The organism is Frigoribacterium sp. SL97 (genome assembly GCF_026625765.1).
Lineage (GTDB): Bacteria > Actinomycetota > Actinomycetes > Actinomycetales > Microbacteriaceae > Frigoribacterium.
In genome coordinates this window covers 2938102-2951794 of the sequence record NZ_CP113062.1, presented here as the reverse complement: position 1 = coordinate 2951794, position 13693 = coordinate 2938102, and the positions used below count along the sequence as shown (strand labels likewise).

The window sequence follows — 13693 nt, the reverse complement described above, 5'->3', positions numbered from 1 at the left end:
GTCTGCCGACGCGCGTCCCCGGTCGCCGCCGGGCCCGGCGCGGGGGTCAGTCGATGCTGAGCAGGACGTGACCCGACGAGACCGTCTCGCCGACGACGGCCGCGATGCCCGAGACGGTGCCGTCGCGGTGGGCGGCGACGGGCTGCTCCATCTTCATGGCCTCGAGGACGAGCACCAGGTCGCCCTTGACGACCTGCTGACCGGCCTCGACCGCGAGCTTGACGACGGTGGCCTGCATCGGAGCCTTGACCTCGGCACCGGTCGCGGTGACGACCGACGACCGGGGCGCGCCCCGGCGCTTGGGCGCGACCGCAGGAGGCGCGGTGCGCGACCCGAGGCCCGCCGGCAGCGAGACCTCGAGGCGCTTTCCGCCCACCTCGACCACGACGGTGTCGCGTTCGTCGGCCGGCCGGGGGGCCTCGGCCTCGCCGCTCCACGCGGGGATGGTGTTGTCGAACTCGGTCTCGATCCAGCGGGTGTAGATGGAGAACGCTGCACCGTCGGCCGGCGCGAAGGCGGGGTCGTCGACGATGGCACGGTGGAACGGCAGCACGGTCGGCAGGCCGGCGACCTCGAACTCGGCCAGGGCGCGACGGGAACGCTCGAGGGCGTCCTCGCGCGAAGAACCCGTGACGATCAGCTTGGCGAGAAGCGAGTCGAACGACCCGCTGATCTCGTCGCCGGCCTGGACGCCGCTGTCGACGCGGACGCCGGGACCGCCCGGGGCCTTGAAGACGTGGATCGGACCGGGGGCGGGCATGAAGCCCCGACCGGCGTCCTCGCCGTTGATGCGGAACTCGAACGAGTGGCCGCGGGCCTCGGGGTCGTCGTAGTCGAGCACGCCGCCCTCGGCGAGGCGGAACTGTTCGCGGACGAGGTCGATGCCGGTGACCTCTTCGGACACGGGGTGTTCGACCTGGAGGCGCGTGTTGACCTCGAGGAACGAGACGGTGCCGTCCTTGCCGATCAGGAACTCGCAGGTGCCGGCACCGACGTAGCCGACCTCGCGGAGGATGGCCTTCGACGACTCGTACAGCTTCGTGGTCTGCTCGTCGGTGAGGAACGGTGCGGGGGCCTCTTCGACGAGCTTCTGGTGACGGCGCTGCAGCGAGCAGTCGCGGGTCGACACGACGACGACGTTCCCGTGTGCGTCGGCCAGGCACTGGGTCTCGACGTGGCGGGGCTGGTCGAGGTACTTCTCGACGAAGCACTCGCCGCGTCCGAAGGCCGCGACGGCCTCGCGGGTGGCCGAGTCGAACAGCTCGGGGACCTCTTCGCGGGTGCGGGCGACCTTGAGACCGCGTCCGCCGCCGCCGAAGGCCGCCTTGATCGCGACGGGGAGGCCGTGCTGGTCGACGAACTCGAGCACCTCGTCGGCGCCCGAGACGGGGTTGAGGGTGCCGGGGGCGAGCGGGGCGCCGACGCGCTCGGCGATGTGCCGGGCCGAGACCTTGTCGCCCAGCTGCTCGATGGCCTCGGGCGACGGGCCGATCCAGACCAGGCCCGCGGCCTGGACGGCCCGGGCGAAGTCCGCGTTCTCGGCGAGGAAGCCGTAGCCGGGGTGCACGGCGTCGGCACCCGAGCGACGGGCGATCGAGAGGATCTTGTCGATGACCAGGTAGGTCTCGGCGCTCGTCGTCCCGCCCAGGGCGTAGGCCTCGTCGGCGAGGCGGGCGTGTTGGGCGTCGCGGTCCTGGTCGGCGTAGACCGCCACCGAGCCGATTCCGGCGTCACGCGCGGCCCGGATCACGCGGACGGCGATCTCTCCACGATTGGCGATGAGGACCTTGCTGATACGCGGCATAGTTCCCCACCCTATTGCGCCCTCCCCGTCCGCCTTTGGCTGACGTGCACAAAAAGGACGAGGAGGCGCGAGGCAGAACCTACAAGGAGCCGGCGGTCGGCGAGGTCCACAGCTCGTGCCACGGCACGCCGAAGCCCCGGACGAGCGACCGCAGCACGGGCACCGAGAGTCCGACGACGGCGCTCGGGGTGCCCTCGATGTGCGTGATGAACGCGGATGCCCGACCATCGATCGTGAAGGCCCCCGCGACCTCGAGCGGCTCGCCCGTCTCGACGTAGGCCGCGAGCTCGCGCGGGTCGAGGTCGTCGGCGAAGGTGAGGGACGCGCTCGCGACCCGGCCCGCGCCTCCCGAAGGGGTCTCGGCGGTGACGCGCGGAGCGCCACCGCGGTGGTCGACCAGCCAGTGACCCGACCAGAGGGTGCCGTGGCCGATCTCGGCCATGCGGCGCCACCGGTCGAGCGCCAGGGCGGGCTCGTGGGGTTTGCCGTGCACCTCGCCGTCGAACTCGAAGGCGCTGTCGCCCCCGAGGACCAACCCGTCGGGCGGGCGGCCGTCGACGACCGTGTCGAGCACGGCCTCGGCCTTGAGCCTGGCGAGGTGCTGCACCGTCTCGGCCGCCGTGAGCGCGCGGCCGAGGCGTGTCGACTCGACCGCGACCGCGGCCTCTTCGTCGACACCGGGACTGATCAGCACCGGCTCGACGCCGGCGGCGCGCAGCAGGGCGAGACGGGCGGGGGAGGTGCTGGCCAGGTAGAGCGGGACGGTCATGCCGCCCAGCCTGTCAGACTCGACGCATGGGAGACATGCTGGGCCGCGAGGTCGAACTGGACGTGACGGGCATCGCACACGGGGGCATCTCGGTGGCCAGACTCGACGGGCGGGTCGTGTTCGTGACCGACACCCTGCCCGGCGAGAAGGTCGTGGCGCGCATCACCGACGACCGCAAGAAGGCGTTCTGGCGGGCCGACACGGTGCGCGTCCTCGAGGCGAGCGAGCACCGTCGGCCCCACGTGTGGGGCGCGGCCGCCCTCGAGGTCGATCCGACCGACCGTGCCGGCGGCGCCGAGTTCGGGCACGTCGAGCTCGGCCACCAGCGCGAGCTGAAGCGACGCGTGGTGGTCGACGCGCTGACCCGCATGGGCGGGATCGCCGACGCCGACGGCCGCGTCTCGGTCGAGGCCCTGCCCGGCGACGACGAGCGCGGCGGCACCGGGTGGCGCACGCGGCTGCGCCTGCACCTCGACGCCGAGGGGCGTCCCGGTCAGTACGCGGCTCGGTCGCACCGGGTCGTGCACGTGCCCGACCTGCCGCTCGCGTCGCCGGAGGTCGCCGAGGTGGCGCCGCTGGGTGACGCCTTCCCCGGCGAGGAACACGTCGACGTCGTCGCCCCGAGCGGCGGAGGCGCGCGTCTGATCATCGGGCGGCAGGCCCGCTCGACCATCACCGAGGTCGTCGGCGACCGCGAGTTCCGGCTCGACGACGGCGGCTTCTGGCAGGTGCACCGCGAGGCAGCGGCCACGCTCACCGCCGCCGTGCAGACCATGATCGACCCCGAGCGCTTCGACCCGAAGGGCGCCAACCTCGACCTGTACGGCGGGGTCGGACTCCTCGCCGCCGCCGTGGGGGACCGCTTCGGTGCGGGGACGCGCATCACGAGCGTCGAGAGCGACGAGCGGGCCACCGAGCACGCGTCCGAGAACCTGGCCGAGTGGATCGGCGCGTCGGCCGTGACAGGACGCGTCGAGCGCTGGTTGCGCCAGACCGCGTCGCAGGCGAGCGACGCCGAGCGCGAGCGCCTCGCCGCCGCGACGGTCGTGCTCGACCCGCCCCGCTCGGGCGCCGGGCGCGACGTGGTGTCCGAGATCGCGGCCCTCCGCCCGGCCCAGGTCGTCTACGTCGCGTGCGACCCGGTCGCCCTCGCCCGGGACGTGGCCCTCTTCGCCGAGCGGGGCTACGCGCTCGACGCCCTGCAGGCGTACGACCTCTTCCCGAACACGCACCACGTCGAGACGGTGGTGCGCCTGCTGCCGGCCTGAGCCGCCGTCCGGTTACGATGTACCCCGTGCACGCCCGGGATTCAGGGACCAGGGCACACGCCGACCGAAGGATCACCGTGTCAGACATCACGACCGAGACCCCCATCGCCACCCGCCAGACAGCACCCGTGCGGGTCGCCGTCGTCGACGACCACGAGTCGGTGCGGCTCGGCATCCAGGCCGCGTGCCAGAACGAGGGCTTCGAGGTGATCCTCACCGCCGCCGGCGTGCAGGAGTTCGTCGAGAACCTCGCGGGTCGCGAGGTCGACGTCGTCGTCCTCGACCTGTCGCTCGGCGACGGCTCGACCGTCACCGAGAACGTCAAGCGCGTCCAGGCGACGGGGTCGGCCGTCCTCGTGCACAGCATCGCCGACCGGGTCGCCTCGGTCCGTGAGGCGCTCGCCGCGGGGGCGGCCGGCGTCATCCCGAAGTCCTCCGCCACGAAGACCGTCATGGCCGCGGTCGCCACGGTCGCCCGCGGCGACGTGCTCAACAACCTCGAGTGGGCGAGCGCGATCGATGCCGACCGCGACTTCGCCAAGGCCCAGTTGGGTCGTCGCGAGCGCGAGATCCTGCACCTCTACGCCTCGGGTCTGCCGCTGAAGCTGGCCGCCCAGCAGCTCGGCATCGGCTACTCGACGGCCCGCGAGTACCTCGACCGCATCCGCGTCAAGTACGTCGAGGTCGGACGCCCGGCACCCACCAAGGTCGACCTCCTCCGTCGCGCCGTCGAGGACGGCATCCTGCCGGGGCTCGACGCGGACGGTGGCGATGGCCGGTGAGGGTCGGCTGACCGGCCCGCTCCCGCTCGGGCCCCTGCGGCCCCCGCGCAACCCGATCAGTCGTGCCCTGCTCGACAAGGTGCTGGGGCGCATCATCGCCGCGGCCGGTCTCGTGTTCGGCCTGCAGGCCCTGCCCGGGATGATCGGTCAGGTCGGGAGCATGCAGCTCGCCTGGGCCTGGGTGATCGGCCTGGCCATGTTCGGCGGGTTCCTGGCGTTGGTCGTGGCGAGCCTCGTGCAGCGCGGCGTGACCACGGTCGAGGCCTTCGTCGCGATCGCCTACCTGATCGCGCTGGTCACCTGGCCCCTCGCCGTCGACGACCCCAGCGAGGTCCAGGCGAGCGTGCCCTGGCTCTGGTACCTGTGCACCGTCGCCACGGCCTCGGCCGCGTCGGCGTTCTCCACCTGGATCGCGACCGGCTACCTCTTCGTCGCCCCCGCCGTCTACGGCTTCATCCGCCTGACGCCGTCGGGCGGAGCGGTCTCCCCGCAGCGCGCGACCCTCGACTCCGTCTACGCGATCCTGCTCGGCGGTGCGGTCCTGATCCTCGTGGTGATCCTGCGCCAGGCGGCCGCGAACGTCGACCAGGCCCAGGCGACCGCGGTCGCGCGGTACTCCGAGGCGATCCGCGAGCACGCCACCGAGCTCGAACGGGTGCAGGTCGACGCCATCGTGCACGACAGCGTCCTCACGACCTTCATCCAGGCGGCCAGGGCCTGGTCACCCGAAGAGCGTGAGCTGTCGACCAACATGGCCCGGAACGCGATGTCCCACCTCTCGGCGGCGGCGAGCACGACTCCGTTCGACGAGTCCGACACGACGGTCACGGGCATGGTCGACCGCATCGCGGCCGCCGTGTCGGACCTGGGCGTCTCGGTCGAGCTGCGCCGGGGCCCGATCGAGGGCGAGGGCATCCCGTCCACCGCCGCGGAGGCCCTCTACTCGGCCGCCGTGCAGGCCCTGGTGAACAGTTCCCAGCACGCCGGGGACGCGCCCGGTGTCCGGCGGTGGGTCGACGTCACCCGCGAGGCGACCGGCCTCACGACCGTCGAGGTCGGCGACACGGGCAAGGGCTTCGAGCCGGCGACGGTGCCGACCGAGCGTCTGGGTGTCCGGGTGTCGATCCACGAGAGGCTGAACAACGCCGGCGGACTCGCGACCATCGACTCGGCACCGGGGCGCGGAACCCTCGTGCGACTGCAGTGGCCGGTCGGCGCCCTCCTCGAGGGGGGATCGGCTCCCCGTCCCTCGCCCGACCGCGCCGACGAGACGGGCATCCCGGAGGGCGTCGCGTGAGGGTCTCCGTGCCGCGGTGGCTGATCGTCTCGCTCGCCGCCGTCTTCTCGGCCTACCATCTGGTCCTCGCCGTGGCCTCGTTGGACCGGTTCACCGATCCGCTTCCCGTCGTCGCGTGCATGGTGTTGTACGCCGCGGCGACCGTGGCCGTGCTGTGGCCCAGCCGCCACCGTCATCATGCCCGTGTGGCTGGCCTCGTTCTGCCTCGCCGTAAGCATCGTCCTCCCGCTGGTCGTGACCTCCGAGCTCGACAGCTCGGTGAAGAACGGCTATGCCACGTGGTACGTGGCGGCCGTGGGCACGCTCATGGTGATCGTGTCGACGAGACGCCGCCAGGGGTTCGCCTGGCTCGGGGTCGGATTCATGGCGGCTCACGGGGTGCTCTGGGCCGGGGCCGAACAGATCGCCGACCTCGGCATCGTCGGCAGCGTGGTCTGGGTCGCCTTCAGTCACGCGATGTCGAGCACGCTGACGCGTGCCGGGCGCGAGACGCGTGAGTTCATCCTCGCCGAGCACGAGGCGGCGGACTGGCAGGCCGCGCAGGAAGCCCACGTGAACGAGCGGCAGTACCGGCTGCTGCAGACGGGCCGGACGGCACGGCCGATGCTCCAGACCATCGTCGATCGACACGGCGACCTGACCGCGGCCGAGCGACAGGAGTGCCTGAACCTCGAGGGGGCCATCCGGGACGAGATCCGGGGACGCCGCCTCCTCGACGACGACGTGCGTCACGAGGTCATGGCGGCGCGTCGTCGGGGGGCCGTCGTCAGCCTCCTCGACGAGGGAGGCCTCGACGACCTCGGGCCAACGGATCTGCGGCGGGTCCATGCCGTGCTCGCCGAGGCCCTCCGCGGCTCGCTCGCCGATCGCATCATCGTCCGGACCGTCCAGGGCGGGGGAGACGACGCCGTCACGGTCGTCGGGCTCGGTTCGCCGGACCTGTCGTCGAGCGCCCTCGGCCGGGGCGTCTCGGCCGACGCGGACGAGGACGACGACGCCGACGAGGTGCAGCTCTGGCTGCAGATCCCCCGCTCGGCCCCCTGATCATCCACCGGGCAGCCTCACGGCAGGGCCGGGGAAGAAGGAAGGGCCGGACGATCGTCCGGCCCTTCCGAGACCCTGAGTCAGGGCGGCAACCCGAATGTCGCCCTGACTCCCCCCGGCAGGAATCCACTACCCATGTGGTCCTGCTGGTGGTGTGACTCCGAGAGAGACACCTAGCAAGAGCAAGCATGGTGGGTCGGGGCCGCGGGTGCAGTCGTCATTTAGGGGGACAGGCGGGGGAAGATGACTGCGTCTACCCCCGTTCCGGGGGCGTCAGCCCTCGAAACCCCGCCAGCGGCCTTCTCCGGCCGTGATGACGGGACGCGGTGCCCGGGCCGATCGCGTCCAGCCCGACGTCGTGGGTCGGGAGGACGTCGTCGTCGCCGATCCGGCCCGGCCGGCCGCGACGGCGGCGAGCAGCGCCGTGACGGCCGCCAGTTCGTCGGGCGTCGGGTCCCCGGCGACGACCCTGATGAGGGGAGCCGACGGCTGCTCGTCCGGGTCGGTGGGGGAGTCCGCCGGGTCGGGGGAGGCGGCGGCGTGGCGACCACTCACAGGGGGATGTTCCCGTGCTTCTTCGGCGGCAGGGTCGCCCGCTTGGTCTTGAGGGCGCGCAGTGCCTTGATGACGGCGACGCGGGTCGCGGCCGGTTCGACGACACCGTCGAGCTCGCCCCGCTCCGCGGCGAGGAAGGGACTCGCCACGTTGTAGGTGTACTCGTTGGCCAGTCGCGTGCGCACCGCCGCCACGTCTTCGCCCGCCTCGGCCGCCGCCTTGATCTCGTTGCGGTAGAGGATGTTGACGGCGCCCTGGCCGCCCATCACGGCGATCTCGGCCGTGGGCCACGCGAGGTTGATGTCGGCACCCAGCTGCTTCGACCCCATGACGATGTAGGCACCGCCGTACGCCTTGCGGGTGATCACCGTCACGAGCGGGACCGTGGCCTCGGCGTAGGCGTAGAGCAGCTTGGCTCCGCGACGGATGACACCGGTCCACTCCTGGTCCGTGCCGGGCAGGTATCCGGGCACGTCGACCAGGGTGAGGATGGGGATGTTGAACGCGTCGCAGAAGCGCACGAAACGACTGGCCTTCTCACCGGCCTCGATGTTGAGGGTGCCGGCCATGGCGGACGGCTGGTTGGCGATCACGCCCACCGGACGGCCCTCCACCCGGCCGAAGCCCACGACGATGTTGGGCGCGAACAGCGGCTGGACCTCGAGGAACTCGCCGTCGTCGACGACGTGGTCGATGACGGTCATGACGTCGTAGGGCTGGTTCGGGCTGTCCGGGATCAGCGTGTTCAGCTGGCGGTCGTGGTCGGTGGTCTCGAGTTCGACCGGCACGTCGAAGACGTGCGGGTCGGCCAGGTTGTTGTCGGGCAGGTACGAGAGCAGCGCGCGGGCGTAGTCGAGGGCGTCGTCCTCGTCGCTCGCCAGGTAGTGCGACACGCCCGAGACCTTGTTGTGGGTCAGGGCTCCGCCGAGCTCTTCGAAGCCCACGTCCTCGCCCGTCACGGTCTTGATGACGTCCGGGCCGGTGACGAACATGTGGCTGGTCTTGTCGACCATGATCACGAAGTCGGTCAGCGCGGGGGAGTACACCGCGCCTCCGGCCGCGGGGCCCATGATCAGCGAGATCTGGGGGATGACGCCCGAGGCGGCCGTGTTCAGTCGGAAGATCTCGCCGTACTTGCCCAGGGCGACGACGCCCTCCTGGATGCGCGCTCCGCCCGAGTCGAGGATGCCGATGATGGGCACCCCGGTCTTGAGGGCCAGCTGCATGACCTTGATGATCTTCTCACCCGCCACCTCGCCGAGCGAGCCGCCGAAGATGGTGAAGTCCTGCGAGTAGACCGCGACCTGGCGGCCGTGGATCGTGCCCGTTCCCGTGACGACCGCGTCGCCGTAGGGCCGTTTGGCCTCCATGCCGAAGGCGTGGGTGCGGTGTCGGACGAACTCGTCGAGTTCGACGAACGAGCCCGGGTCGAGCAACTCGTCGATCCGTTCGCGGGCCGTCTTCTTGCCCTTGGCGTGCTGCTTCGCGATCGCGGCCTCGCCGCTGGCCGTCACGGCCTCGTGATAGCGGGCCTTGAGGTCGGCGAGCTTGCCCGCGGTGGTGTGCAGGTCGGGCGCGGCGTCGGTGGGTGGCGCGGAGTCAGGAGTCACGCGCTTCACTCTACTGACCGACCCGCAGCCATCCGTTGGAGGTTTCCACGCGTGGACGCCGTCGTACGTCGTAGGAGTCGTCAACCGAGGCCGCCTAGGCTGACCCGATGGACTTCCCCCTCAGCGCGTCCGTCAGCCCCCGTCTCGTGGTGCTCGAGTCCACCGGATCGACCAACGCCGACCTGCTGGCCGCCGTCGACGAGCCGCACCTGGCGACCTGGCTGACCCTCGACCAGTCCGCCGGGAGGGGCCGGCTCGGTCGACGGTGGGAGACCGCGCCCGGTCGTTCCCTCGCGGCGAGCGTCCTGCTGCGCCGCGGCGACCTGCCGGTCGACTCGCTCGGCTGGGTGCCGCTCCTCGCCGGCGTCGCGATGCGCGCCTCCGTCCGGGGCCTGCTCCCGGGTGGCGACGTCACGCTGAAGTGGCCCAACGACGTGCAGGTGGCCGGCGGAAAGGTCTGCGGCCTGCTCGCCGAGCTGAGGCCCGACGCGAGCGCCGTGGTCGTGGGGGCCGGGGTCAACCTCACGGTGCCGGCCGGTGAGCTGCCGACGCCGACCTCGACGTCGCTCGGTCTGCACGGTGCGCGGGGCACGGCTCACGAGCTCGCCGACGCCGTGCTGTCGGCCTGGGTCTCCGGTCTGGCCCGGTTCGTCGCCGACCTCGCCGCTGCCCGGGGCGACGCCGTGGCGAGCGGCGCCCTGTCGCTGGTGCGCACGCACTGCGCGACGCTGGGGCGCGACGTCCGCGTCGAACTCCCCGGAGGCGCGGCTCTCGTGGGCGAGGCCGTCGACGTCGACGAGGCGGGCCGGTTGGTCGTGCGTTCCGCCTCGACCGGCGGGCTGACGGCCGTCGCTTCGGGTGACGTCACGCATCTGCGGTATGAATGAGCCTGTGAGCAGCGACGGACCACAGCCGACCGAGTACGTCGTCGCGCGGCTGCGTCCCCACGCCCGCGTGCTGTTCTGGCCGTCCCTCGGGCTCGTCGGCATCTGCGCCGCGACCGGCTACTTCGGCGGTCGCTTCGACGTCGCCTGGCAGAACTACGTCGTGCTGGGCGCGGCCGTCGCCCTCATCGTTCTGCTCTGGTTGGTGCCCGTGCTGATCTGGCTCGGCAAGCGCTACGTCATCACCTCGCGTCGCCTCGTCGTGCGCAAGGGGCTGTTCGTGCGCACTCGTCAAGAGTTGCTCCACAGCCGCGGCTACGACCTCACGGTGCGCAAGAACTCGGTGCAGAGCGCCTTCCGCAGCGGAGACGTCCTGATCAACACCGGCCTCGACCGTCCGCTCGTCCTCTGGGACGTGCCGTCGGCCGACCTCGTCCAATCGACCCTGCACGACCTGATGGAGTCGAACCTCAACAGCGTCGCGCAGCGTCGCCAGCACGAGCAGTCCGTCGGACACACCGACACCACCCCATGGGGCGACGACCGGGTCATCTGATCCGGCTCGCGTGATATAGGATATTACAATGCGAATCTCAGTCATCGGTTGCGGTTACCTCGGAGCCGTGCACGCCGCGTGCATGGCCGACCTCGGGCACGACGTGGTCGGCATCGACGTCGACCCGGGCAAGATCGCCCTGCTCTCGTCGGGTCACGCCCCGTTCTTCGAACCCGGACTGCCCGAGGCGCTCCGCCGGGCCCTCGACTCGGGGCGACTGCGGTTCTCGACCGACCCGGCCGACGCCGCCGGTTCGCAGGTCCACTTCGTCGCCGTCGGCACCCCGCAGACCCCGGGCAGCGACGCGGCCGACCTCACCTACGTCGACGCCGCGGTCCAGGGGCTCTTGCCCCACCTCGCCGACGGCGACCTCGTGGTGGGCAAGTCCACCGTTCCCGTCGGCACCGCGAGCCGACTCGCCGACCTGGTCCGCGCCTCCTCCGGGGCCGACCTGGCCTGGAACCCCGAGTTCCTCCGCGAGGGCTTCGCCGTGGCCGACACCGTCGCGCCCGACCGCTTCGTCTACGGAGTGCCCGAGGGTGACGCCGGTGAGCGGGCGACGGCCGTGCTCGACGAGGTCTACGCGACGGCTCTGGCGACGGGCACGCCCCGGCTCGTGACCGGGTACGCGACGGCCGAACTGGTGAAGGTCTCGGCCAACGCGTTCCTCGCGACGAAGATCTCGTTCATCAACGCGATGGCCGAGATCGCCGAGGCCACCGGTGCGGACGTGACGCAGCTGGCCGACGCGATCGGGCACGACGCCCGCATCGGCCGCCGGTTCCTCAACGCCGGCCTCGGCTTCGGCGGCGGGTGCCTGCCGAAGGACATCCGGGCGTTCCGGGCCCGATCGCGCGAGTTGGGGCTCGAGTCCCTGGACTTCCTCGCCGACGTCGACGCCGTCAACCTGCGCCGCCGCGACCGCGTCGTCGAGCTCGCGGGCGAGTTGCTCGGCGAGGTGCGCGGTGCGCGCGTCGCCGTCCTCGGGGTGGCGTTCAAGCCCGACAGCGACGACGTCCGCGACTCGCCGGCCCTCGACGTCGCCCGACGACTGCACGCCGCCGGGGCCGACGTGGTCGTCCACGACCCCGAGGCCAACGAGACCGCCGCCCGGCTGGCTCCCGACCTCACCTACGTCGGGGACGTCCCCACCGCCCTCCGCGACGCCGAGCTCGTGTTGGTCCTCACCGAATGGACGCAGTTCAAGGCGCTGCGTCCGGCCGACGTCGCCGCCCTCGTCTCCCGGCGACGCATCGTCGACGCGCGCAACGTGTTCGACCCCGCCGAGTGGCGCGAGGCCGGGTTCGAGTTCCGGGGGCTCGGGCGACCGTAGCCTCGCGACGAGCTGTGGGTGCGCGATCTCGTGCCGGTGCCGGGCCCCGTCCGGCAGGTCGACGCCGCCCGGCCGGATGCCACCGATACGATGACCGCATGACGAACCGGGCCCTCATCGCCATGCTGACCGCCGGGGCCCTGGCCCTCACCCTCTCCGCGTGCACGAGCGGCGACGACGACCCGACGCCGACGGTGTCGAGCTTCAGCCCGACGTCGACCGCATCACCGTCGGCTCCCGACACGGGGGCCGAGACGGTCGCCCCCACGGCGCCGACGGACGACCCGAACGACACCGTCGAGACGCCTGTCCCCGTGCCGTCCGACCAGGCGGACGGCTGGACCGACGCCCGCGCCTACGACGCCTGTCGGAACGAGGCCACGAGGTCGCAGGGCGCGGACTACACCTGGAACGACCGTTCGTCGCAGACCCTCGTGCAGGGGCCCGGGGGGCGCACCATCGACGTCGCCGGGCTCTACACAGGAGGCGACGTCGGTGTCGCCAACGTCACGTACCGGTGCACGGTCGGTGGAACTCCGGACTCACCGCAGTTGAGCGGGACGGTCGTCCGATGACGGCTCTTCGTGTCGGCGTGATCGGTGGCGGCCAGCTCGCCCGCATGATGATCCCGCCCGCCGTCCACCTCGGCATCGAGATCAGCGTCCTCGCCGAGGCCGAGGGCAGTTCGGCCAGGCTGGCGGCGACACAGGTGGGTGACTACCACGACGTCGACGTCGTCCTCGATTTCGCCCGCACGGTCGACGTGGTCACCTTCGACCACGAGCACGTCCCCCAGCAGGTCCTGGCCGCCCTCGTCGACGCGGGTGTGCCCGTGCACCCCGGGCCGTCCGCGCTGGCCGTCGCGCAGGACAAGATCGTCATGCGTCAGCGGCTCACCGAGCTCGGGCTGCCCGTCCCGGACTGGGCGGCCGTCCACGATGCCTCCGAGCTCGAGGCGTTCCTCGCCGACCACGGAGGCCGGGCGGTCGTCAAGACCGCGCGGGGCGGTTACGACGGCAAAGGCGTGCGCGTGGTCTCGGCCGCGCACGAAGCCGACGACTGGTTCGGAGCCCTGGCCGAGGACGGCAACGGAGGCGCGCTCCTCGTCGAGGAGCTCGTCGAGTTCCGGCGTGAGCTGTCGCAGCTCGTGGCCCGTCGGCCGAGCGGCGACATCGTCCCGTGGCCTCTCGTCGAGACCGTCCAACGCGACGGGGTCTGCTCCGAGGTCTTCGCCCCGGCGCCCTCGAGTGCCGGTCGCCTGGCCGACCTGGCCGACGAGATCGCCCGGACGGTGGCCGAGCGGCTCGACGTCACCGGGGTCCTGGCCGTCGAGCTCTTCGAGACGACCGACGAGCGCCTGCTGATCAACGAACTCGCCATGCGGCCGCACAACACCGGCCACTGGACGATCGACGGGGCGACCACCAGCCAGTTCGAACAGCACCTCCGGGCCGTGCTCGACCTGCCCCTGGGCGACACGGGCTGCCACCGCCCGTGGAGCGTCATGCTGAACGTGCTCGGCGGACCGGCGACCGGGTCGATGGCCGACCGACTCCCCGCTCTCATGGCCGACCAGCCGGCGGTCAAGGTCCACGACTACGGCAAGGAGCCGCGGCCCGGGCGGAAGGTCGGTCACGTCACCGTGGTCGGCGACGACCTCGACGAGGCCGTCTTCCGGGCGCGCGCCGCTGTCGAGTTCTTCACCGACTGACGGCTATCCTCTAGTCCGTGTCCGACCCGAAGAGCACCGACGTGCGCCCGAACGACCCCGCCGTACCCGCGAAGGTCGCC

13 protein-coding genes are annotated in these 13693 nt (G+C 71.9%); 9 read left to right on the top strand and 4 right to left on the bottom strand.

Annotation, left to right across the window (positions count from 1 at the left end; translation table 11 throughout):
* Positions 1–46 precede the first annotated feature (46 nt).
* Both OVA02_RS14425 and OVA02_RS14420 read right to left on the bottom strand, forming a co-directional pair.
* Positions 47–1804 (bottom strand): acetyl/propionyl/methylcrotonyl-CoA carboxylase subunit alpha, encoded by a 1758-nt coding sequence (locus tag OVA02_RS14425; RefSeq protein ID WP_056046390.1) that lies wholly within the window; start codon positions 1802–1804, stop codon positions 47–49.
* 79 nt (positions 1805–1883) lie between these two features.
* Positions 1884–2573 (bottom strand): Maf family protein, encoded by a 690-nt coding sequence (locus OVA02_RS14420; RefSeq protein ID WP_267658725.1) that lies wholly within the window; start codon positions 2571–2573, stop codon positions 1884–1886.
* Positions 2574–2599: 26 nt separating this feature from the next.
* On the opposite strand from OVA02_RS14420, the gene OVA02_RS14415 reads away from it, so the two are divergent.
* The 4 genes from OVA02_RS14415 to OVA02_RS14400 all read left to right on the top strand — a co-directional run bounded on the left by OVA02_RS14415 (position 2600) and on the right by OVA02_RS14400 (position 6964).
* The gene (locus OVA02_RS14415) at positions 2600–3841 is read left to right on the top strand and encodes a class I SAM-dependent RNA methyltransferase (protein WP_056046386.1); all 1242 of its coding nucleotides are present in this window, start codon (positions 2600–2602) and stop codon (positions 3839–3841) included.
* A 77-nt stretch (positions 3842–3918) separates the two neighbouring features.
* Positions 3919–4623 carry a response regulator transcription factor gene (locus OVA02_RS14410; RefSeq protein ID WP_123570456.1) on the top strand — a complete coding sequence of 235 codons (705 nt, stop codon included), beginning with the start codon at positions 3919–3921 and terminating at the stop codon, positions 4621–4623.
* A complete protein-coding gene (locus OVA02_RS14405; protein WP_148053629.1) occupies positions 4613–5920 on the top strand; it encodes a sensor histidine kinase in 1308 nt (435 codons plus the stop codon). Before OVA02_RS14410 ends, OVA02_RS14405 begins: the two co-directional genes overlap by 11 nt.
* A gap of 177 nt (positions 5921–6097) precedes the next feature.
* Complete coding sequence (locus OVA02_RS14400; RefSeq protein ID WP_267658724.1) at positions 6098–6964, top strand: hypothetical protein; 867 nt, start codon at positions 6098–6100, stop codon at positions 6962–6964.
* Between the two features lie 273 nt (positions 6965–7237).
* Here the strand turns inward: OVA02_RS14400 and OVA02_RS14395 are convergent, their stop codons facing one another.
* Together OVA02_RS14395 and OVA02_RS14390 are read right to left on the bottom strand one after the other, a co-directional pair.
* Positions 7238–7519: an acyl-CoA carboxylase epsilon subunit gene (locus OVA02_RS14395; RefSeq protein ID WP_123570454.1), complete on the bottom strand. Its 282-nt coding sequence runs from the start codon at positions 7517–7519 to the stop codon at positions 7238–7240.
* Positions 7516–9129, bottom strand: a complete 1614-nt coding sequence (locus tag OVA02_RS14390; protein ID WP_200412272.1) for an acyl-CoA carboxylase subunit beta — start codon at positions 9127–9129, stop codon at positions 7516–7518. The genes OVA02_RS14395 and OVA02_RS14390 overlap by 4 nt, the downstream gene beginning before the upstream one ends.
* A 107-nt stretch (positions 9130–9236) precedes the next feature.
* Here OVA02_RS14390 and OVA02_RS14385 point away from each other — a divergent pair, with 107 nt between their 5' ends.
* The 5 genes from OVA02_RS14385 (at position 9237) to OVA02_RS14365 (ending at position 13613) form a co-directional block, all read left to right on the top strand.
* On the top strand, positions 9237–10016 hold the full coding sequence (locus OVA02_RS14385) for a biotin--[acetyl-CoA-carboxylase] ligase (RefSeq protein WP_267658723.1): 780 nt from the start codon (positions 9237–9239) through the stop codon (positions 10014–10016).
* 4 nt (positions 10017–10020) lie between these two features.
* The gene (locus tag OVA02_RS14380; protein ID WP_267658722.1) at positions 10021–10569 is read left to right on the top strand and encodes a PH domain-containing protein; all 549 of its coding nucleotides are present in this window, start codon (positions 10021–10023) and stop codon (positions 10567–10569) included.
* A 28-nt stretch (positions 10570–10597) separates the two neighbouring features.
* Positions 10598–11902, top strand: coding sequence for a UDP-glucose dehydrogenase family protein (locus OVA02_RS14375; RefSeq protein ID WP_123570451.1), 1305 nt, complete (start codon positions 10598–10600; stop codon positions 11900–11902).
* A 98-nt stretch (positions 11903–12000) separates the two neighbouring features.
* Entirely contained in the window at positions 12001–12477 is a 477-nt protein-coding gene (locus OVA02_RS14370) for a hypothetical protein (protein WP_056046371.1), read from the top strand.
* Positions 12474–13613 (top strand): 5-(carboxyamino)imidazole ribonucleotide synthase, encoded by a 1140-nt coding sequence (locus OVA02_RS14365; RefSeq protein WP_056046370.1) that lies wholly within the window; start codon positions 12474–12476, stop codon positions 13611–13613. Before OVA02_RS14370 ends, OVA02_RS14365 begins: the two co-directional genes overlap by 4 nt.
* The last annotated feature ends 80 nt before the right edge of the window (positions 13614–13693 follow it).